At 68.7% G+C, this 19277-nt stretch carries 21 protein-coding genes and 3 pseudogenes; 7 read left to right on the top strand and 17 right to left on the bottom strand.

Annotated elements, in window-relative coordinates; genetic code table 11:
- Positions 1-37 precede the first annotated feature (37 nt).
- A complete protein-coding gene (locus tag ACGFNK_RS20985; RefSeq protein WP_393417940.1) occupies positions 38-451 on the bottom strand; it encodes a VOC family protein in 414 nt (137 codons plus the stop codon).
- A gap of 177 nt (positions 452-628) precedes the next feature.
- Positions 629-1072 carry a hypothetical protein gene (locus tag ACGFNK_RS20980; protein ID WP_393417938.1) on the bottom strand — a complete coding sequence of 148 codons (444 nt, stop codon included), beginning with the start codon at positions 1070-1072 and terminating at the stop codon, positions 629-631.
- 588 nt (positions 1073-1660) lie between these two features.
- Between ACGFNK_RS20980 and ACGFNK_RS20975 the strand changes: the two genes are divergently transcribed.
- On the top strand, positions 1661-2443 hold the full coding sequence (locus ACGFNK_RS20975) for a DUF5937 family protein (protein ID WP_393417936.1): 783 nt from the start codon (positions 1661-1663) through the stop codon (positions 2441-2443).
- A gap of 204 nt (positions 2444-2647) precedes the next feature.
- Here the strand turns inward: ACGFNK_RS20975 and ACGFNK_RS20970 are convergent, their stop codons facing one another.
- Positions 2648-3736, bottom strand: coding sequence for a MerR family transcriptional regulator (locus tag ACGFNK_RS20970; RefSeq protein ID WP_393417934.1), 1089 nt, complete (start codon positions 3734-3736; stop codon positions 2648-2650).
- 126 nt (positions 3737-3862) lie between these two features.
- On the opposite strand from ACGFNK_RS20970, the pseudogene ACGFNK_RS20965 reads away from it, so the two are divergent.
- Positions 3863-3967 (top strand): annotated as a pseudogene (locus tag ACGFNK_RS20965) (ATP-binding protein); the annotation flags it as partial.
- A gap of 60 nt (positions 3968-4027) precedes the next feature.
- Here the strand turns inward: ACGFNK_RS20965 and ACGFNK_RS20960 are convergent.
- The gene (locus ACGFNK_RS20960; RefSeq protein ID WP_393417932.1) at positions 4028-4249 is read right to left on the bottom strand and encodes a hypothetical protein; all 222 of its coding nucleotides are present in this window, start codon (positions 4247-4249) and stop codon (positions 4028-4030) included.
- Positions 4250-4542: 293 nt separating this feature from the next.
- Here ACGFNK_RS20960 and ACGFNK_RS20955 point away from each other — a divergent pair, with 293 nt between their 5' ends.
- Positions 4543-5148 carry a hypothetical protein gene (locus tag ACGFNK_RS20955; RefSeq protein ID WP_393417930.1) on the top strand — a complete coding sequence of 202 codons (606 nt, stop codon included), beginning with the start codon at positions 4543-4545 and terminating at the stop codon, positions 5146-5148.
- A 205-nt stretch (positions 5149-5353) separates the two neighbouring features.
- On the opposite strand, the gene ACGFNK_RS20950 is transcribed toward ACGFNK_RS20955, so the two are convergent.
- Positions 5354-5623: a hypothetical protein gene (locus ACGFNK_RS20950; RefSeq protein WP_393417928.1), complete on the bottom strand. Its 270-nt coding sequence runs from the start codon at positions 5621-5623 to the stop codon at positions 5354-5356.
- Between the two features lie 125 nt (positions 5624-5748).
- Here ACGFNK_RS20950 and ACGFNK_RS20945 point away from each other — a divergent pair, with 125 nt between their 5' ends.
- The 3 genes and pseudogenes from ACGFNK_RS20945 to ACGFNK_RS20935 form a co-directional block, all read left to right on the top strand.
- Positions 5749-6822, top strand: a complete 1074-nt coding sequence (locus ACGFNK_RS20945) for a D-alanyl-D-alanine carboxypeptidase (protein WP_393417926.1) — start codon at positions 5749-5751, stop codon at positions 6820-6822.
- Positions 6741-6971, top strand: coding sequence for a D-alanyl-D-alanine carboxypeptidase (locus ACGFNK_RS20940; protein ID WP_393418248.1), 231 nt, complete (start codon positions 6741-6743; stop codon positions 6969-6971). Before ACGFNK_RS20945 ends, ACGFNK_RS20940 begins: the two co-directional genes overlap by 82 nt.
- Before the next feature lie 198 nt (positions 6972-7169).
- A pseudogene (locus ACGFNK_RS20935) lies at positions 7170-7283 on the top strand (ATP-binding protein); the annotation flags it as partial.
- Between the two features lie 215 nt (positions 7284-7498).
- On the opposite strand, the gene ACGFNK_RS20930 reads toward ACGFNK_RS20935, so the two are convergent.
- The 3 genes from ACGFNK_RS20930 to ACGFNK_RS20920 all read right to left on the bottom strand — a co-directional run bounded on the left by ACGFNK_RS20930 (position 7499) and on the right by ACGFNK_RS20920 (position 10506).
- Positions 7499-8302, bottom strand: a complete 804-nt coding sequence (locus ACGFNK_RS20930; RefSeq protein WP_393418246.1) for a ribonuclease BN — start codon at positions 8300-8302, stop codon at positions 7499-7501.
- A gap of 382 nt (positions 8303-8684) precedes the next feature.
- A complete protein-coding gene (locus ACGFNK_RS20925; protein WP_393417924.1) occupies positions 8685-9497 on the bottom strand; it encodes an N-formylglutamate amidohydrolase in 813 nt (270 codons plus the stop codon).
- A gap of 109 nt (positions 9498-9606) precedes the next feature.
- Positions 9607-10506 carry a class I SAM-dependent methyltransferase gene (locus ACGFNK_RS20920; RefSeq protein ID WP_393417922.1) on the bottom strand — a complete coding sequence of 300 codons (900 nt, stop codon included), beginning with the start codon at positions 10504-10506 and terminating at the stop codon, positions 9607-9609.
- 252 nt (positions 10507-10758) lie between these two features.
- Between ACGFNK_RS20920 and ACGFNK_RS20915 the strand changes: the two genes are divergently transcribed.
- A complete protein-coding gene (locus tag ACGFNK_RS20915) occupies positions 10759-11460 on the top strand; it encodes a winged helix-turn-helix transcriptional regulator (protein WP_393417920.1) in 702 nt (233 codons plus the stop codon).
- Positions 11461-11601: 141 nt separating this feature from the next.
- On the opposite strand, the gene ACGFNK_RS20910 is transcribed toward ACGFNK_RS20915, so the two are convergent.
- The 9 genes and pseudogenes from ACGFNK_RS20910 to ACGFNK_RS20870 all read right to left on the bottom strand — a co-directional run bounded on the left by ACGFNK_RS20910 (position 11602) and on the right by ACGFNK_RS20870 (position 19176).
- Positions 11602-11997 carry a DUF2267 domain-containing protein gene (locus tag ACGFNK_RS20910; protein ID WP_393417918.1) on the bottom strand — a complete coding sequence of 132 codons (396 nt, stop codon included), beginning with the start codon at positions 11995-11997 and terminating at the stop codon, positions 11602-11604.
- Positions 11998-12088: 91 nt separating this feature from the next.
- Positions 12089-12172: pseudogene (locus tag ACGFNK_RS20905) on the bottom strand (Hsp20/alpha crystallin family protein); the annotation flags it as partial.
- Between the two features lie 269 nt (positions 12173-12441).
- Positions 12442-13563, bottom strand: a complete 1122-nt coding sequence (locus ACGFNK_RS20900) for an amidinotransferase (RefSeq protein WP_393417916.1) — start codon at positions 13561-13563, stop codon at positions 12442-12444.
- 168 nt (positions 13564-13731) lie between these two features.
- On the bottom strand, positions 13732-14880 hold the full coding sequence (locus ACGFNK_RS20895) for an LLM class flavin-dependent oxidoreductase (protein WP_393417914.1): 1149 nt from the start codon (positions 14878-14880) through the stop codon (positions 13732-13734).
- Positions 14873-15154: a hypothetical protein gene (locus ACGFNK_RS20890; RefSeq protein WP_393417912.1), complete on the bottom strand. Its 282-nt coding sequence runs from the start codon at positions 15152-15154 to the stop codon at positions 14873-14875. The genes ACGFNK_RS20895 and ACGFNK_RS20890 overlap by 8 nt, the downstream gene beginning before the upstream one ends.
- Positions 15151-16536 carry an NtaA/DmoA family FMN-dependent monooxygenase gene (locus tag ACGFNK_RS20885; RefSeq protein ID WP_393417910.1) on the bottom strand — a complete coding sequence of 462 codons (1386 nt, stop codon included), beginning with the start codon at positions 16534-16536 and terminating at the stop codon, positions 15151-15153. Before ACGFNK_RS20885 ends, ACGFNK_RS20890 begins: the two co-directional genes overlap by 4 nt.
- 20 nt (positions 16537-16556) lie before the next feature.
- Complete coding sequence (locus tag ACGFNK_RS20880; protein WP_393417908.1) at positions 16557-17777, bottom strand: LLM class flavin-dependent oxidoreductase; 1221 nt, start codon at positions 17775-17777, stop codon at positions 16557-16559.
- 266 nt (positions 17778-18043) lie between these two features.
- A complete protein-coding gene (locus tag ACGFNK_RS20875; protein ID WP_393417906.1) occupies positions 18044-18166 on the bottom strand; it encodes a putative leader peptide in 123 nt (40 codons plus the stop codon).
- 86 nt (positions 18167-18252) lie between these two features.
- The gene (locus tag ACGFNK_RS20870) at positions 18253-19176 is read right to left on the bottom strand and encodes a glutathione S-transferase C-terminal domain-containing protein (RefSeq protein ID WP_393417904.1); all 924 of its coding nucleotides are present in this window, start codon (positions 19174-19176) and stop codon (positions 18253-18255) included.
- Positions 19177-19277: the final 101 nt, after the last annotated feature.

The raw sequence follows: 19277 nt of genomic DNA, 5'->3' as shown, positions 1-19277 counted from the left end.
ACGGAGGAATCCGCTTCCGCCCCGTCCCGTTCTGAGCTCAGCTCTGCGCCTGAATGATGTTCACCATCCACTGGATGCCGAACCGGTCCGTACACATACCGAATACGTCGCCCCACATCTGCTTGTCCAGCGGCACGGAAACCGAGCCGCCGACCGACAGCTTCTCCCAGTACCCACGCAACTCGGCGTCGTCGTCGCCGGTCAGGGCCACCGAGAAGTTGTTGCCCGGCGTGTACTCCTCCCCCGGAGCGCCGTCGGCGCCCATCAAAGTGAAGCCGCTCGGGGTCTCCAGCATGCCGTGCATGATCTTGTCGGCGAGGGGCGTGTTCTCCTGCCCGAAATCGCCGTAAGTGTTCAGCAACAGCGTGCCGCCGAACACCTCCTTGTAGAACTCCATCGCCTGCCGGGCGTCACCATCGAAGCTGAGATACGGATTGAGCCGCGTGGCCATCAAAACCTCCCTGATCGGGGAAATCGGTCAGATGCGCGCAGACTAGCGCGGGCCACTGACAACGGCCTGCCGACTGCGACAGGGATGGATGAAGCACTGGTGACGACGGGATCGCGTACGGGCCTCAGCCCCTGCGCGGCGGCCAGTCCTCCCCGAAGGCCCGAGGCCGGTCCGCGATCAGCACCACCGAACGTCGGGAAGGACGTTGTCCGGATACTCGATGTAGTAACTGGCCATGAAGCCGGAGAAGCCGTTCGCGGTGATGAAGACCCAGTTCGGGTTGCCGCCGACGGGCTGGCCGGGCTTCTGGCACCCGACGTTGAAGTACTGGCCCGCCGACACCTTGCCGACGATGAGCTGGCAATTCGTGGTGGACGGGTAGTCGTTGCACGCCAGGTTCGGGTAATTCCAGCGGACGTTCACATTCGTGGCCCAGACGGTGTAGCGGGCCTGGATCTTCTGCTCCCCTTCCTGGCCGGCGGTCCGTGCGGCGGCGCTCGAGCCGGACTCGGCCTTGCGCAGGTCGCGGTCCGCGGACGCGGGGCCGGCGGCTGTGGCCGTGAGGCCCGCGGTCAAGGCGGCGGTCGCGAGTGTCGCGGTGGCCAGACGACGTAAGCGCATTTCGGACTCCTTCTCTCAGGGATGCTCTTGCTCTCATGGATGCTCTGGGCAGAGGCGAGTGACGACCGAGCTCGACCGGTCATTCCTCGGCGCCACCCGATTCTCGAAGGACCCGCACCCCACCCGCCATCTTTTCGAAACCCATCGAAATGTGGCATCGCCATTCCGGATACATGCCTGATGCCATGCCTGATGCCATGCCTGCCGCCGTGCCCGCTGAGCGGGAATCCGGAACTTCGCATTCTGGCGCCGAAAACCGCCCCCCACGGGCGCTCCATGAGCCCAACCGCGCAACCAGGAATCTACGGGACTCGTCCTTCCCCGCGGTCGCACCGCCCGTGGGGTGACCGTGGCTCGTACCGGACTGCGAGCGAAAGAGGATGCATGCTCCGCATTCACTTCACCTCCCACGATCTCCAGAACATTCGCATCGCCCGGCAGCCCGATCCGCTGTGGGAACTCGTCTGCAGTATGTGCCGATTGCAAACAGGACAAGGACCGCTTGAATTCGGCCGTTGGCGCCATACGGCCCGCGACAGAATCAAGCGGGACACGGCTTTGCACCATGCCCTTCAGCCGCTGAGGGGATTGATCCCGAGCACCGGTTACATTCCGGACTTCCTGACACCGCCGACAACTGGCCCCGACCTGTCGGCCGCACTCGACCAGGTACGCGCGACCCCGCGCCCCCGACTGGCCAGGGAGCTGGGGCAGCTGGCCGAGTCCCGCCCCCTCCCGAGCTGGACCACGTCACTGGCCAGACCGGGCAATGCCGCACTCGCCTCGCTGGCCCGCGCCCTTGCCGTGTACTACAGGGCATTGCTGGAGCCGCACTGGACCCATGTCCGTACGGTGGTAGCCAACGATGTCGCCCTGCGGACCCGAGCCCTGCTGGACGGCGGCACCCGCGCCCTGCTGGAGGGGCTGCGCCCCCTGGCACGCTGGAACGAACCGATCCTCGAAGTGGACTATCCCGTGGAACGCAACCTCCACCTCGACGGCCGCGGCCTCCTCCTGGTCCCCTCCTACTTCTGCTGGCGCCGCCCAACCGCCCTGGCGGACCCCGACCTACCCCCCGTACTCGTCTACCCGGTGCCCAAGAACCCGCTCGACGTCCCGCACACGACAGAAGACGGACTAATCCGCCTACTGGGCCGCTCCCGCGCAGCGATCCTCACGGCGGTCGCCCGGCGCAACGCCCCCACCACCTCCGACGTCGCCGCGGCAGTGGGCCTGGCCCTGCCCAGCGTCAGCTACCAGATCGGCGTCCTGCGCGACGGCGGCCTAGTGGCCAGCCACCGCGACGGCAAGTCCGTCCTGCACGCGGCAACTCCCTTGGGGCTGCGGCTCCTTGACGCGACGGCGCCATGACGGTCGAGCCCGGAAGACGGCTTGTGCGGGGCGAGGGGGTCCTCGGCCCGCACAAGAGGGCCGCACGCTCCGTACGGCGAGCCTGTCCGGACCCAGCGAAGGTCCCACGCGTGTCGGAGGAAGCGGTGCACCACGTTTGCCACGCGACCATCGCCGCGCCCGGCTTGCGCAGGAGCGAGCGGCCCGGGGACGCGTGCCCCGCGGTCAGTTCTCCAGGCGGACCGGCATCAGTATCGAGAACGTGTCCTCGGTGTCGGGACGGCGGATTGACAGGGGCGCCGTGGGGGCGCCGAACTCCAGGATCAGTTGGTCCCTGGCTCCGGCGGCGAGCGCGTCCAGCAGGAACTCGCGGTTGACGGCGACATGGTCCTGGCCGTCGTCACCGTCCTCGCAGATGGTCACCGTGCCGTCGTCCGTCACCTTGAGCACGCTGAGGTCGCAGGACACGTCGTCCGGCTTGCGCACGTCGCTCGCGCGGACGGGACCGGTCCTCACCGTCTCCTGGAACGCCGACACATCGACGAGGACGCGACGCCCGGCCGGCAAGTGGACGAGGCGACGGTAGTCAGGGAAGTCGTGATCGAGGCACTGGCCGGCCGCCTGACCGCGCCCGTCCCCGGTCTCCAGCGTCACGCGGTCACCGTCAACGGTGAGTTGGACCGGTCCCTCGCCACTCAGCAGCGCCCGCATCGCATCGGCGAGCGGGGCAGGCACGATGACTTGCACGCGGGTACCGCCGTGCCCTGCGGTACTCGCCCGGGCGACGGCCATCCGGTACCGGTCGGTGGCCACGACGTCGAGTGCCTCGCCCTCGATGTCGAAAAGGACACCGCCAAGCATCGGCAGCTCCGGGTCGGTACTGGCGGCGAAACGGACCGCGTCCAACGCGGCGGCCAGTTCAAGTGCGGAGACAGACAGCTTGACGGTGGCGGTGCGGAGCGAAGTCATGGCGTTCTCCCTGTGGTCGAGTAGTGCTCGGAGCGTGGAGAACTCACTGCGGGCATCGGACAACCCCTGCTCAAGACGGCGCAGATGCGTCTGAAGGAGCTTGCGCACCAGGTCGCTGTCCGCACTGGACCAGCCGGCCAGCACCAGCCGGATGTCCGCCAACGGCATGCCCGCCCGGCGCAACCGGGCCAGCAACCGGGCCTCTTCAAGCTGCTCGGGGCCGTACCAGCGGTAGCCGCTCACCGGATCCACCCAGGCGGGGACAAGCACTCCGGCACGGTCGTAGAACCGCAGGGCGCTCACGCCCAGTCCACTGTCCCGGGCCATCTCACCAATGCTGCGCATCTCGCTCTCCACACCTCGAACTCTGAGCCCTTCACAAGGTCGAGGGTCAACTCATGGACATAGCGCGGTGACGCATCCGTCAGGGGTGCGTCTCGCGACGGGTCCGTCAGAGGTCCGGCACCACGCCGCGGCCTGCTCCTGGTCGCCGCGCTGGCCGACCGCTGGGGCACGGAGCCGTATGCACCGAGCGGCAAGACCGTATGGGCCGAAGTGGGTTCCCGGTCCGGCTGAAGTCCTCACGCCAGCAGGTCAGTTGGGGAGACTTCCCCGGTCCGCCAAGGGGGAGCGCTGCTATGTCGTGTCTTCGCGCCGGGCTGCCTTGCGCTGCAGGGACTCCCGGCGCGAGCGCAGTTCCTTCTGTCGCTTCTGGCTTTCCTTGCGGCGCTTCGCGCGCTCGCGTGCGGCCGGACTCCTGAGCTTCGTGTGGTCCGGTAGCCACAGCAGTGCCCACACCACCCCGGCGAGAAGGGCGATCACGACCACCCCCAAGACCGTCGCCAACGCAGGCGGCATGTCCGCAACGTCTGTGATCCGGTACCGGCCGATATTCAACGCCCCCGCCTCGTACTCAACTTCTGCGCAGCACCCTAACAGCGGACCCAACCCCCTCCGGGGCACGGGAGAACACGTGCTCCGTTGCCGTCCGGTGACATTCATTGCATATCTGCAGCAAGAGTGCAGAGCAACAGAAGAGCACCTTAATGAGCCTTACGAGACGTCATGACCGGAAGGTTCTTGGCGGGCCGCACGAGCGCGTCCCCTCCTTCCGCATCCGGTCGTCTCGACACACAACGCATGGGGGAATCATGAACGTCCGCATCCGCGGTACCCGGCTCGCGCTGGCCGCGCTGGCCACCGGGGCCGTACTCACCCTGGCTGCCGCCCCGGCGATGGCTGCGGGCTCTCCCCGGTTCCTGGAACCGGGTGAGCTGCCGCCGCACCCGATGTCGCCCTGGTACGCCGGTCCGGTCGTCGCCGGGCAGCCCGAGCACCCGCCGGTCTGCGTGGGGGAGGCGCTGCCGTCCATCTCCAGCCACCGTGAGTACTGGACCGAGTACGACACCAACGCGTTCCAGGTCACCGTGGTGGAGCGCAGTGAGCAGCGGGCCAAGGCGTTTGCCGCCCTGCTGCGCCAGAAGATCGCCGACTGTGCCGAGCGGCTCATGGAAGAGACTCCCGACCTCACGGCGACCGAGAAGGACTACGGCAAAATCGACGTCGAGGAGGGCGCGACCGTCCACGGCCTGCACACCGTCTCCGACTGGGGCTCCTCCGACGTCAGCCTGTTCTCGGTGGGCCGGGACGGCAGGACCGTGACCTACGTCCGGTGGGCGCAGATGGGCACCTTCGAACATGCGCAGGTCGCGGACTTCAAGGCGACCACGGTGACGGCTGTCAACAAGCTCTACTGAGCCCTGCCCGAGCCGCCCGTCCTGCAGAGGCGGGCGGGCGGCTCCACCCAGCCGTCCCGAGCACCAACTGGGCGGAGACCGATTGCTTCCCTCTCGGCGAACGCGAGGGGGCGCACAGCCCTCTTCGCATGCGGGACACACGGCGGTTCAGGCCACAACTCACGCGTCAGATCTTCGCCATCGTGTGAGGTAGCGCATGACGGCGTCAGGCTCGGCGGCAGCGATATCGAAGCTCGGAGATGACGGCTTTCTCGCGCGCGTTGACGTCACCGTCCACCGTGGCCACCTGGTCGGCCATGTCGAGGATGTCGCTCAGATCCCCTGGCTCGGCGTCTATGCGCTCCCACACCTCGTCGGGGTCGATATCGACGAGGTGAGCGAGCTGTTCGTCGACCACCTGATGCTGCTCCCGGACCTGCCTCACCAGGTGCCGCATCAACAGCGACTCGTTGTCGGCGATCTTTTGGTCCGCCATGATGACGAGCCACGCGACCCACAGCATCAACTGCGGGTGCTGACTCCGCTTGCTCAGGCCTTCGGCGATTTCACAGCGCCCACGGCGGCGCGTCTGCCGGCGGGCGTCATCGCAAGCGAAAACCCATGAGCCCGACGGCCCGGCGCGTGCTCGGCCTCACCGCGACCGGACCCATCATCGGATCCATCCTGGCAGGCCACCCGGCCTTCGCGGCCGACGGCACCCCCCTGAGTCCGACCGACCAGAAGATCGCCGACGATCTGGAGTCCCGGATCAAAGAAGCCGGCCTCGGCGCCAATCTCAGCGGCTTCGTGATGGACGCCGAGTCCGACCGTGAGATCTTCGGCAACAACGCGTCCACCGCACTGATGCCCGCGTCCAACACCAAGCTCGCCACCGCGACCGCCGCCCTGACCGCGCTGGGCCCGGACCACCGCTTCACCACCCGCGTCGTCTACGGCGACGGCACGCTCACCCTGATCGGCGGCGGCGACCGGGTCCTGACCACCGACGATCTCTCCGCCCTCGCGAAGACGGCCGCCGACGGCCTGTCCGCCGCCGGCCTGACCTCGGTCAAGGTGCGCGTCGACGACAGCCTCTTCCCCGAGCCCGCACTCGCCACCGGCTGGACCGACGGCTACTTCCCGGACGTGGTCTCCCCCGTCCGGCCCCTGGTGGTCGACGGCAACCCCGTCATGGACACCTCCCTCGATGCCGGGGAGGTCTTCCCCGGGCTGCTCGCCGACCGGGGAATCACCACGGACGGCACGGTCGTCCGAGGCACCACTGCAGCCGGCGACGTGCCGGTCGCGAGCCACAGTTCTCCGCCACTGTCCGAGATCGTCAAAAGGATGATCCTCAACAGCGACAACAACATCGCGGAGACGCTGCTGCGGATGACCGCGATCGCCGCCGGGCAGCCCGCCACGTTCGAGGGCGGGGCGACGGCCGTGCGCACGGTACTCAGCGAGGAGTACGGCGTCCCGCTCGACGGCGTGGAGTTGTTCGACGGCAGCGGGCTGTCCCGTTCCGCCCGGATACCCGCCACCACTCTCGCGGACCTGGTGGATCTGCTGACCGACCCGCGCCACAAGACCGTCCTCGGGCCGATCCCACTCTGGGGCCTGGCCTCGGCCGTTTCGACACCGAACCCAGCATCTGCGCCACGGGCGAGGTCCAGGCCAAGACCGGCACTCTGACCGGCGCCCTGGCCCTGAGCGGTCTCACCGTCGGCCAGGACGGGCGCTGGAAGGTCTTCTCCTTCATCGAGAACGGGGCCTCTGCCGACCCGGCCGACACCAAGGAAGTCCTCGACGGCCTCGCCGCCACCGTCAACGGCTGCTTCTGATCCGGGGCCGGATCCGGTACCCGGGCTCTGAACCCAGCCGAATTGAAGCGCGCCCACGCCTGGCTGACGGTGAGGGGTTGGTCGAGCGCGAGGAAGATCTGCGCACCTACGGCCAGCAACACGCGGTCGGGTGCGATTTCCCTCGTCGGGGTGAGCACGTCACGACTCCCCGGCGATCGACTCGCGTCAGGTGGACTGACCAGCGGCGAGAAGCTGCCCGCACTCCCTCCGGAACCCCAACCGGACGACGAGTCCGGCCGCGGCCTGCTCCTGGTCGCCGCACTGGCCGACCGCTGGGGCACCGAGCCGTTCTGCGGACCCAACCATCACATGCCCGACGTGCCACCCGTACACCTCCATCGTCTTATCGGCCCAGTCTGTCGGCGCGGCGAAGGTACGGGAACGTCCTTGTATGCATTGCAATGCCTCAGTGGTTCGATCTGCTGACGCATCACACCCGATGCGGACGAGCCGGCGACGTCCGATGAGTGCGCCGTCATCATGAGGTCGTGGCTGCGAACAACGATTCAGTGCTTCTGCGAGCGGGCGTGGGGATGCGGAATGTAGTGCGGTTCGTGGAGGTACCAGTAGCGGCCGACCAGAGCGCCGCCGAAGACGACGAAGCCGACACCGACCAGCCAGGACGTCACTATCAGGACGGTGCCGACCGAACCGTAGGAGACCGCGTTGCTCACGATGAGCGGGGAGAAGACCAGGGAGGAGAACAGACGCAGGCCGCCCAGGCCCACCATCGTGGCGATGGCGCCCGGCAGGAGGGCGCGCCATGAGATCCGTCCGCCCAGCAGGAAGCGCTGCCCCCACCAGAAGAAGAGCGCGCCGAGCAGCGAGGACAGCCCGATGCGGGCCCATGTGCCCAGGGCTCCCGGCCCCAGGACGTCCCCGCTGTGCGCTACGGCGAAGAGGTAGGCCGTCAGCGCGGCGAGCCACGCCACGCGTCGCCATACGGTGTGCCAGCGCCCGGCCGCCAGGCCCCACACTTTTTCGTAACCGGTCTGGACACTGCCCGCGAACGGCACGCCGAAGAGCGCGAGCAGCACCACGCTCAGGACGCTGGTCGTGCTCAGGACCTTGCCGGGTGCGGCGAAGAGGTCCTGCACGGCGTCGGCGGGACGCCCGGTCAGCCCCATGCCGTCCACGACCCATTGGGCGAAGCCGCGCTCTTGGATCGGGGCGGTCGCCGCGACCACGATCAGCAGCGGGGCGATCGTCACCAGTCCCAGCGCGGCGAAGCCCATGGCCCGGTGCATCAGCTCCACTTCCCTGCCGCGCTGCCATACGCGCGTACTTCTGATGCGGATGAAGCGACCCAGTTCCCTTCTCCGGTGCCCGCGGCTGCGGAGGTGGCTCCTGCCTGCGCTCACCGGGTCGGCCGTGTCCGGGGAGACCCGAGAATCAGTCGCCCCGGAAGAATCCGGAGCACCCGGCGAGCCGGCTGGCCCAGACGGGCTCGACGATCCGAGGGGTTCTATGGGTTCCCCGGGTCCCACAGGCCGGTCATGCCCGCCGCTCCGCTCCTCGCCGAAAGGGCCCCGGCAGGCCAGGCGCAGTGGTGGCACGACCCCGTGGCGCATCCGTGGTCACCTCGTCCTGTTCCCGTGCACCGGCGTACGGGCTCGTCCCCGCACCGGCGGGCCCGTGCAGCGCGAGTGGCTGATTCCAGCGTGCCCCTCCCGCTCCGGATGTGCGACCGGCTCAGCGGCCTCGGTAGGTCTCACCCGCCATGTCGACCAGTTCGGCGAGCGCGCCCGCCAGTGCGTCGAGGCCAGGGCCGGCCGGGCCGCCCGGCTCGGACATGTAGACGTCCCGCCGAATCTCGATCATCAGGGCGCTGACCCGTGGATCGTTCCCGTAGTACTTCAGCGGGACATACGTCCCCTCGAAGGGGCTGTTGACTCCCGTGCCGCCGAAGCCCGCGAACGCCTTCTCGGCACGGGCCAGCAGATCGGCCGGGGTGTGGAAGTCGTCCCGGCCCAGGCAGATGGGCGGCCGGGGTCCGTCACCGTGGAGCTCGTAGGGCAGGCGCTCGGTCGGGTAGGAGTGGACGTCGATGATCACGGCCCGCCCGACCGCGTCCAGCCGCTGGGTCACGGCGTCCGTCATGGCGGCGGCGTACGGGTGGAAGAACCGCTCGATGAGCGGCTGTGCGTCGTAGTCGGCCGGGCGCAGCTCCTCCCCGTGTGTGGTCCGTGAGTAGACCGCGCCCATGCCGACGGCCAGCATCTCCTCCCGCTCGTCCGGGAACCGTTCGGGGTCGATGACCAGCCTCGACAGCCGGTTGACGAACCGCCAGGGCTCAGTGGCGGCACGAGAGGCGGCCTCCGCCGCGATCCGAGCTGTGTGCGAGTCGGTGATGTGGTCCAACTCCCGCTCCAGCGCTCGATCGTGGAGCACGATCCCGCCCCGTACGTCCGCAGGTATCGCCCGCGAGGAGTGCGGCACGTGCAGGATCACCGGAGAGTCCGACGCACCCGGCATGAGCCGGCAGGAGGCCGACACGTCGTTCATGCGTGGGCTCCTTGCTGGGTGAGCTGCTCACCCTCGGCTGGGCCAGGGGTGTGAAGGGCGGGCGTCTCATCCGGGAGACGCGGACGCCGCTGCCCGCCCGTTCACAGGATCAAGCATGCACCTCATCACCTGACTTGCGGGCGGTGAACAGCAGGTACTCCCACTCCATGGCCGTGCTGCCCGCCCCTTGGTCGTATCGCCGGGCGAGCTCGGCGAGGTCACGGTCCAGCGCGGCGGTGCGGGCGGTGTCATCGGCGATGGCTCGGTAGGTGGCGATGGTCGGGCCGTAGCGTGCCTTGAAGTAGTCGCGGAACTCCTCAGGGCTCTTGAAGCGGTCGACCAGCACCGTCTGTTTACGCGCCTCGATGTCAGTGACCCGGGCTCCGAACAGGGCGCGGACGTGGTCCTCGTCTCCCCACAGGGGCGGAGGCTGCGCACCCGGCGGGGGCGGCGGCGCGTAAGGCTTCATCGTGGCGAGCATCTGGCCGAGGAAGCCTTCGGGCGTCCAGCTGAGCAAGCCGATCGTGCCGCCCGGGCGGCAGACGCGAACCAGTTCGTCGGCGGCGGGCTGGTGATGCGGGGCGAACATGACCCCGACGCAGGACAGCACCGTGTCGAACTCGCCGTCCCCGAACGGCAACGCCTCGGCGTCAGCCTCTCGCCACTCCACTTCGGCGCCGCGCTGCGCGGCGAGTCGCCACCCGGCCTCGAACAGCTCCGGGGTCAGGTCACAAGCCACCACGCTCGCGCCGGCCAGCGCCGCGGGGATCGCGGCGTTGCCCGAGCCGGCCGCCACGTCCAGCAGCCTCCTCCCCCGGCCTTCGCCCCCGGAGGACCCCATGTCGCTTCGCTCGCCACCACCGCGCACTCCGCACGCCTCGACCAGGATCACACCCAGCTCGGGGATGATCTCGGCTGCCACGGCAGGGTAGTCACCCTGCGCCCACATCGCCCGGTGCTTGGCTTTCAGAGCACGGTCGACCTCGACCGCGTCGGTCAATTCGCTCATGACAGCACTCCTTCTGGACGCCTTCCGTGCACTACAACGGCTGTGGGAACCCCGAACTCGTTGTCCGCGTTGTTCGCGTTATCTGTGTTGTTCTCGTTGTCCGCATTTTCCGCGTTGTCCGCCACGGCACAGAGCCTAGGAACGGGGTACGCCGTCTACTAGTCCCAGATCTGTACCGGGGCGTCAGCATTCGAGACCGTCCGGCTGCGGCTGGCCTGGTTTGTCCGGCGGCGGGGGCATACTCTGCCCGGCATGGGGTCCTCGTATCGCCAGTTCTGCCCTGTTGCCAAGGCGATGGAGCTGCTCGACGAGCGCTGGACGCTGCTCGTCATCCGTGAGCTCGTCCTCGGCAGCCGACGTTTCAATGATCTGCGCCGCGGTGTGCCGCGGATGTCCCCCACGTTGCTGTCCAAGCGGCTGCACCAGCTGGTGCGCGCCGGCGTCGTGGAGAAGCAAACCGACGGCAAAGAGGTCCAGTACGTTCTGACCGCGGCCGGACTCGAACTGCGGCCGGTGATCGAGGCACTCGGCATCTGGGGCACCCGCTGGATCGGACAGATCGGCGACGAGGACCTCGATCCGAAACTGCTGTTGTGGGACCTGCATCGAAACGTCGTCCGTGATGCCGTCCCCGACGGACGGACAGTGGTCCACTTCAGCTTCCCGGACGTCCCCACGGGCACTCGGGACTGGTGGCTGGTGATTACGCCCGAGGACACCGACGTCTGCGACGTGGACCCCGGCTACGCGGTGACGGTAACGGTGACCGCCGGCCTGCGCCGCATGATCGAAGTCTGGCGTGGTGACCTCAGCTGGTCCGAGGCGCTGCGTGTCGGCGCGGTCAAGCTGGACGGCCCTGAGGCGCTGCGCCGGGCGGTGCCAGAGTGGTTCACGCTGTCGGCGTTCGCCGCGGTGCCCCGACCCGTTGCCCTCACGGCGGACATGCCCCTGTGAGCGTGGGATCCGTGCCTCGGTGGCAGGGGGCAGCTCCGTCAGGGCGTGGGCGGTGGGCGGTGGGCCACATGGTGCCTTCGCCGAGGTTCGCCTGGTCGCTGAAGCCGAGCGTGGCGTAGGGGGAAAGAACTGCCCTCGCCGTCAGATCGGCTGAGGGCGGCCGAAGAGCAGGTCGTAGCCGGGCGGGAGCTGGAGCAGAATCCGCTGGGTCAGGTCTTCGCCCGCGGTGTCGGCCACGACGCTGAGCACAGCGCTGACGTCCCAGGCCGCGGTCTTCTCGGTGGCGCCTTCGATCCAGGCCGCGGTCGCCCGGATGAACCGTTCGGGCGGGAGCGGTTCATGCGCCTGGAGAGGGTTGAGCAGGATGCCCGCCAGCGTCTCAGGGAGCACGGCTGCCAACTCCAGGCGCACTTCGCCCACCAGATGCGCGCCGAGCAGAGCGAGGACTACTCGGGAAGCGCGCTCTGCCTCCGCCTGTGTGGGGTATTCGCCGCGCTCTTGAACGTCGGACAGGAAGGCGTCCCAGTCCGTGCGCATGGTGTCCTCCCGATCGGACGGTCACGGCTGCGAAAGGGTGCGCTGCCCGGCGAGAGCCCCGTGCCCAGGCGCCCGCCCGTGGCTGCGGGGTTCAGCCGCTGATCTGCTTGGGTGGGTCGCTGCCGTTGATGGCGATCCTACGAGGCTTGGCCTGCTCGGCAACCGGGATCCGGAGCCGCGGCATGCATCGACAATCGACAGGGGACGGCCGACCGGCGGCCGGCTCGGATGGCTCTGCCTCGACCCGCTCCAAGGCTTATGCCTCAGCCGCCGGCCCCGGAAGTGAGGACGATGGCGAGACAGTGCCGGTCTCCGCCGGCGACGGGAACGTGATCCTCGGCCATCAGCCCGCCGGGGATCGTTCGAGGGTCCGCCGAGGCGAACCGCCGAGCCTCAGCTGCAATGGCGCGTCCGGGCCATTGGCACGCGCCATCGGCGGGCGGATCAGTCGAAGTAGGACTCGAGCGTGCCGCGACGCCGGATGTCGAGTGTCGCGCAGTGGAACGATCCGCCGAACGGCGCGTAGTGCCGCAGGTCGCAGGGGATCGGCTCGAACCCCCACCTTTCGAGCGCGCGCAGCATCTCGGTGTGGTGCCGCTCCGCGATCACCCGTTTCTCGTCGATCATGAGAACGTTCATACTGAGCCATTTGCCGCACATCGAGGTGATCCTGAGCAAGGGATCGTAGATCGGATTGGGGGCGGGGGCGACAAGGATGCCCCAGGAGTTCAGCACGTCGGGCAGGCGGTCGACGTCGATGTAATCCGGATTGACCAGTACCTTGCCGGGCGCGAGCAGGACGAACGTGGTGTCGATGTGCATGGGCGTGCGGCAGCGGCTCTCGATCTCGTGGATGCGATAGCCGGGTCCGAGATGGCGGCGCAACCACTCGATTCCCATCCGGTTGGTGACGTTGCTCCGTGTGACGAACAGGTCGCGTCCCGCGCGCACGAAGTCCGCGGCGTCGAATACCGGCTCAAACTCGGTCAGGATGTAGCGCACCGGCTCGTCGGCCTTGGGTATGCGGAAATCCGCGTCGAACAGTTCGTCGGTCAGCTGCGGCTTTGGTGCGGCCGTCCAGCGCGCGCCGCGCCGGAAGTAGTCCTTGAGGATCGCGCGATAGGAATGGGTCTCGAAATACCGGCACGGCCATGCCATCGGGGTCTCGATGATCTCGTCGCCGATCACGAGCATGCTGTCCCGCGGGCAGGTGTTGCAGAAACCGCGCGACGACCAGTCGGGGGTGCCGAAGCGTCGCCTGTGGTCGACCTCGTCCGGGCGTTTGACCGTGACGCCGAGGGACCGCAGGAGAGCGATGAACTGATCGAGCTCCTGCTGCGCCCGCTCGATCAGCACGGGCGGATACCTGAAACCGGCGGCGAGCCCCTGCAATCGCGCCGCCCATGGTGGCATGTTGCAGGCCACTACCGAGTGGTGGGAGGGGATCGTCGCGCCCTCGAGGCGCCCGACGATGACCTCCTCCAGCGGGTCCCACTCGTTGTGTGAGTTGACCGGCGAGACAAGGGGCTCCACAGCGTTGTGAGCCGTGACCGATGGTGCAGACATCGATACTCAACCGCCTCCGAGCGCGGAAATCGTCAACCGACCTCATGCCCAACACATTGTTCAAGGTGGCGTGGCTGTCCGCGTCGACACGCAGAACCGGCTCAGACCGAACGGCGTCCGGACGGGGCCCGTAAAGGATCAGTCACGACGGCCTTGCTTGTTCAAGCATCAGCTCGATTGGAACGAGTGCCCCCGGCGGCGCCATTCATCCCCCAGCAGTTGGTACGAGCGGACTCGGTCCGCATGGTCGTGGGTGATCGTCGTGATGAGCAACTCGTTGGCCTCCGTGGCCTCTTGGAGCTGTTCCAGTTGATCGGCCACCCGGACCGGGGAGCCGACGAACTGCGTGTCGAGGCGGTCCTGGACCAAGGCCCGGTCCTCGTCCGTCCATGCGAGGGCGCGCGCCTCCTCCGGCGTCGGGAACTCGATGGCGCCCTCCGCGGTGCGGATGCTGCGGACCCATGGGCCGTAGCCGGTGGCGAGTTCGCGGGCCGTAGCGTCGTCCTCGGCGACGACGACGTCAGCGGACACACTGACGTACGGCTTGTCGAGGAACTCGGAGGGCTCGAAGAAGGCCCGGTAACCCTCCACCGCGTCCAGGACCGTGGCCGGACTGACGTGGTAGTTCGCGGCGAAGCGCAGGCCCCGGGCGCCCGCCACCTCGGCGCTCTGGCCGCCGCTGCTGCCCAGGATCCACACCTCCACGTCGGCCCCCTCACCCGGGACGATGTGCGCCTCTACGCCCTCCGGGGAGCGGTAGGTGCCCGCCAGCAGGGCGAGGATGTCGTCGATCTGCTCCGCGTAATCCTGCGACTCGGCGCCCGGCAGGAGGAGCAGCTTGCGCTGCAGGGCGATTCGGGGCGAGCCGAGCAGGTGCTCGAAGGAGAAGCGGGGTGGGATGACCAGGCCGTTCGGGGCGCGGCCGTCGACGACCGGGGTCGCGGTCGGCAGCGGGGTGGCCGGTTGTCCCGGTGGGCGGCCACCCGAGCGGCCGAGGCCGAGGTCGAGCCGGCCTGGGTGCAGTGCGTCGAGCAGGCCGAACTCCTCCACTGTGGACAGGGCGGTGCGGTGTCCGAGCTGTACGGCTCCGGAGCCGAGCCGGATGGTGGAGGTGGCGGAGGCGGTCAGGGCCAGGACGACGGCAGGGGACGTACCTGCCACACCTGGATTCAGGTGATGCTCGGCGAACCAGTAGCGGGCGTATCCGAAGCGCTCGGCCTGTTGTGCGAGGTCGATGGAATTGCGCAGGGCGTCTGCCGCCGTCGAGCCGGACGGGATGGGGACCAGGTCGAGTACGCCGAGACGGATGTCAGACATGGGCGGGCTCCTCAGGGATCGGTGGTACGGGGAGCACAGGGCCCCAATCGAACGGCGGGTCGGGGATCCCGCGGCGCAGCACCGGAGCGACCTCGGACGGGAACAGTTCCAGCGCGTCCTGGGGCTGACTGCCCGTCAATCCGTTGACAGCCGTGTGCAGATGAGGCATCGAGTGGCCGAACCGAACCTCGCGGAAGCGTTCGTCGGTCGGCTTCTGCAGGCCGGTCACTGGGGCCGGGGCGTGCACGATCAGGGTGATGGCGAGGAACTTCACGACGCCACCCGTTCACTCGGTATCTCGCTCCGTACGTCGTCCGGGTGGGCGAGGCCGAGGTGGTCGCGCAGGGTCGGGCCCTCGTACTCCGTGCGGAACACTCCCTGTTCCTGGAGCAGCGGGACCACCTTGTCGGCGAAGACGTCGAGGCCGCCCGGGGTGATGTGCGGGACGAGGATGAAGCCGTCACTGGCGTCGGCCTGGACGAAGTCGTTGATGGTCCGGGCGACGGTGGTGGGTGAACCGACGAAGTTCTGGCGGTTGCCGGTATTGATGACGAGGTCGCGGATGGACCAGTTGTTGGCGGCGGCGCGTTCTCGCCACTCGCGGGCCGTGGCCAGCGGATCGCGGTACATGCGCACTTGGGCCCGACCCCTCGCGATGTGGTGATCGGCGAGATCCGGGTCGATGTCGGGGAGCGGGCCGTCCGGGTCGTACGAGGAGAGGTCCCGGTTCCAGACGAACTCCAGGTGCTTGAGTGCCGTTGCCCCGCTGACCTGCTGGCGGCGCACCTCGCGGGCCAGTTCGTCGGCCTCGGCGTCGGTGTCGCCGAGGACGAAGGTCGCGGCGGGCAGGATCAGCAGCTGGTCCGGGCGGCGGCCGTACTTGGCCAGGCGGTTCTTGACGTCCGCGTAGAAGGCCTGCCCCTCCTTGAGGGTGGCGTACCGGCTGAAGATCGCGTCGGCGTCGGAGGCGGCGAACTCGCGTCCCTCGTCGGAGTCGCCCGCCTGGAAGATGACCGGGCGGCCCTGCGGGGAGCGCGGGACGTTGAACTGGCCCTCGATGTCGAAGTGTTGCCCGGTGTGAACGAAGGCGCCGGCCTTCGCATCGCGCAGGAAGGTGCCGCTTGCCTGGTCGGCGAGGATTTCGTCACCGTGCCAGGAGTCGAACAGTTCGTTCGCGGTGGCTAGGAACTCCTTGGCGCGGGAGTAGCGCTCCTCCTGCGGGAGGAAGCCGCCGCGGCGGAAGTTCTCGCCGGTGAAGGCGTCCCAGGACGTGACGACGTTCCAGGCGGAGCGGCCACCGGAGAGGTGGTCGAGGCTGGCGAACTGGCGGGCGACCTCGTAGGGCTCGTTGAAGGTGGAGTTGATGGTGCCGGTCAGGCCGAGGTGCTCGGTGACGGCGGCGAGCGCGGCGAGGACGGTGAAGGTGTCGGGGCGGCCGACGACGTCCAAGTCGTAGATTTTCCCGCCCTGTTCGCGGAGCCTGAGTCCTTCGGCGAGGAACAGGAAGTCGAACTTGGCGCGTTCGGCCGTGCGCGCGAAGTGTGCGAAGGAGCTGAACTCTATGTGGCTTCCTGCCCTCGGGTCGCTCCACACGGTGGTGTTGTTGACGCCGGGGAAGTGGGCTGCCAGGTGGATCTGCTTCAGAGGCTTGCTCATCGTCGTACGGTTCCTCCGGATCAGGCGGTGACAGCAGTGGCAGCTGCGGCGTATCGGTTTGCGGGGCGGGCCAGGCCCAGCAGGCCGCGCAGCGTGTCGGCCTCGTATGCGCGGCGGAAAGCACCCCGGCGCTGGAGTTCGGGGACCAGTCCCCGGGTGATCGCCGGGAGGTCATGGCCGAGAACGGCGGGACGCAGCCGGAAGCCGCCCATCCCGGCCGACTGCAACTCCTGGAGCAGGTCGGCGAGTTGGGCGGGCGTACCGGTGAAGATGCGGGCGTCGCTGGTGTACGGGGACCCGGCGAGGGCGTCGAGGCGCTCGCGTCGGGCGGTGGCGGCGGCCGGGGTGTCGTCGAGGAAGACCACCAGGTCGCCGAAGATGTGCAGAGGCTGCTCGGCGCGGCCGGCCACCTCCTGCTCGGCACGGATCTCCTCGACGATCGCGCGCGCCTGGCCGGCGTCGTTCGGGGTGACGTAGCCGATGTCGGCCTGGCGGGCCACCAGCCGGTACGGGACGGTCTGGTGGGCGAGGGCGCTGACGACGGGCTGGCCCTGCGGCGGGCGCGGGGTGATGGACGGGCCCTTCACGCTGAAGTGCCTGCCCTCGAAGTCGATGTAGTGCAGCTTGTCGCGGTCGATGAAACGGCCGGTGGCGGCGTCCCGGATCTCCGCGTCGTCCTCCCAGCTGTCCCAGAGCCGGCGGACGACCTCCACGTAGTCGGCGGCCTCGTCGAAGAGGTCGGTCATCACCTCCTGCGCGGAAGGGCTGTCGTAGGCGTCGATACGCCGGATCGTGCGGCGGCCGAAGTGCGCGGCCTCGTTGGGGCGGGCGGTGATCTGCACCCGCAGGCCCGCACGGCCGGTGCTGACGTAGTCGAGGGTGGCGATGGCCTTGGAGATGTGGAACGGCTCCGTGTGAGTGACCACCGCGGTCGGGACCAGGCCTATGTGCCGGGTCAGCGGGGCGATGCGGGCGGCGAGGAGGACGGCGTCCAGTCGACCGCTGACCTGGTCGGTGCGGCCGTCCGGCTCGAGGAATTGGGAGGACTGCAGGCCGAGGCCGTCCTCGAAGGTCACGAAGTCGAGCAGGCCGCGCTCGGCCTCGGCGACCAGATCGGCCCAGTAACCGGCGGCGAACAGATCCCGGGGACGGGCCACCGGCTCGCGCCAGGAGGCCGGATGCCAGCCGGTGCCCTCGAGGGCGACGGCGAGGTGCAGCCGAGAAGGGGGTGCTGAGGACACGGTGGGTGCCTTCCGTGAGGTCCGTGAGTTCCGCTGAGATCCAATGAGGTCCGCGAGTTCCAACAAGATCAGTGAGATCCGTGAGGTCCGGGTGAGGTCCGTACGAGATCACCGGCCCCGCGCGTGACAAGCCGGGGCAGGGGTTGCGAAGAAGTCAAGAGGAATTCAGAAGACGCGCGAAGACACGCGAAAGAGCGTGGAGAAGCGCGAAGAGGGGCGCAGAAACGCGGCGTTGACTGCACGCGGTGTGCGGGCAGCCGGAGGCGTCAGGCGTGACAGATGGCGCTGGAGACGCGGTGCAGATCGACGTGACGACGCATGACCCAGCGCGGGGCGCGGAGCGGAACGAGGGCCGGGTCGTACGCGTACACCGGCCGACGGCGCTGCATCGCGACTCCCCTCTGTTCTCCGCGGATGGCTCCGCCGACTCGTTGCATTTCTTCCCACCGATGCTCCATGCATCGGCCACGGTCCGTCAACATCCGCTGTATTGCTGGTCTGTTGCAACCTTGTGCAGCCCGATTCGATCGGCGGGGATCAGCCCGGACCAGTCCACGATCTGCACCGCCGCCCCCGCGGCCTCCAGCCCGTGGCAGTGCGCATGATGCCTGCGGGCGATGCCGTCCAGGTCGAGGCGGGTGCCGAAGGCGGGGTGGGCGGCCAGCCGCCGTGCGTAGGCCCACAGGTGCGGGTGGTCGGCGATGCGGTGGACCGCGGCGGCGTCCAGGTGCAGGCGGTGAACGGTGTCGAGTTGCACCAGGATCACCCACAACTGCACATCGGCGGCGGTCATTTCGTCGCCCAGGATGAAGTCGTGGTGGGCGAGCCGCCATTCCACTGAGCCCAGGACTCGGAGCAGGGAATTGAGGGCGGTCCGGCGCACCGTTAGGTCGGCGCCGGCCTGCCCGGCGTGCTGTGCGGCTTCGTTGATGCGGTACTCGCAGAGGCGACCGACGGCCTCGATGTCGTCCTCCGCGCCGTGCGGGTAGAGGGCGGGCCGGTCGGGGCCGTCACCACCGAAGTGCCGGGCCAGGTCCCGGAGGATGTCCGGCGTGTGCGTGCTGACGATCCGTCCTGTCCAGTCGTCGCTCAGCACCGGTGCGACGGCCGGACCGGGATGCCGGTGCGAAGTGGCCTCGTACAACGGGCGCAGAGCGGAGTGTCCGCCGTCGGGGCCTTCGGGCACGGCCGGCAACAGTGCCACCGGGAGGATCTCTTCCAGACCGAGCAGGCTGTGGGTGATGGCGATCCGCAGACAGTGGGGACAGGACAGCGAGAGGTGGAGGCGGTAGCGGCTCGGCACGGCGTAGTAGCCACTGCTCGCGTCACAGCCGATCCTGCCCCGGAACGACGGCGGGGAGGGGAGGGACGGCACGGCGGTCGAGGGTACGGCGGGCATGTGTCTCCCTGGGTCCGGTCCGGCTTCTGGTTCTCAGAGGTGCGTCGGGAGAGGGCTCGCCGCGCTGCAGACACGCAGGAGATCGATGTGGCGGCGGGAGG

Origin of the sequence: Streptomyces sp. NPDC048825, from assembly GCF_043198355.1 — a bacterium.
Lineage (GTDB): Bacteria > Actinomycetota > Actinomycetes > Streptomycetales > Streptomycetaceae > Streptomyces > Streptomyces xiangluensis.
This window is presented reverse-complemented; position numbering and strand designations above follow the sequence as displayed.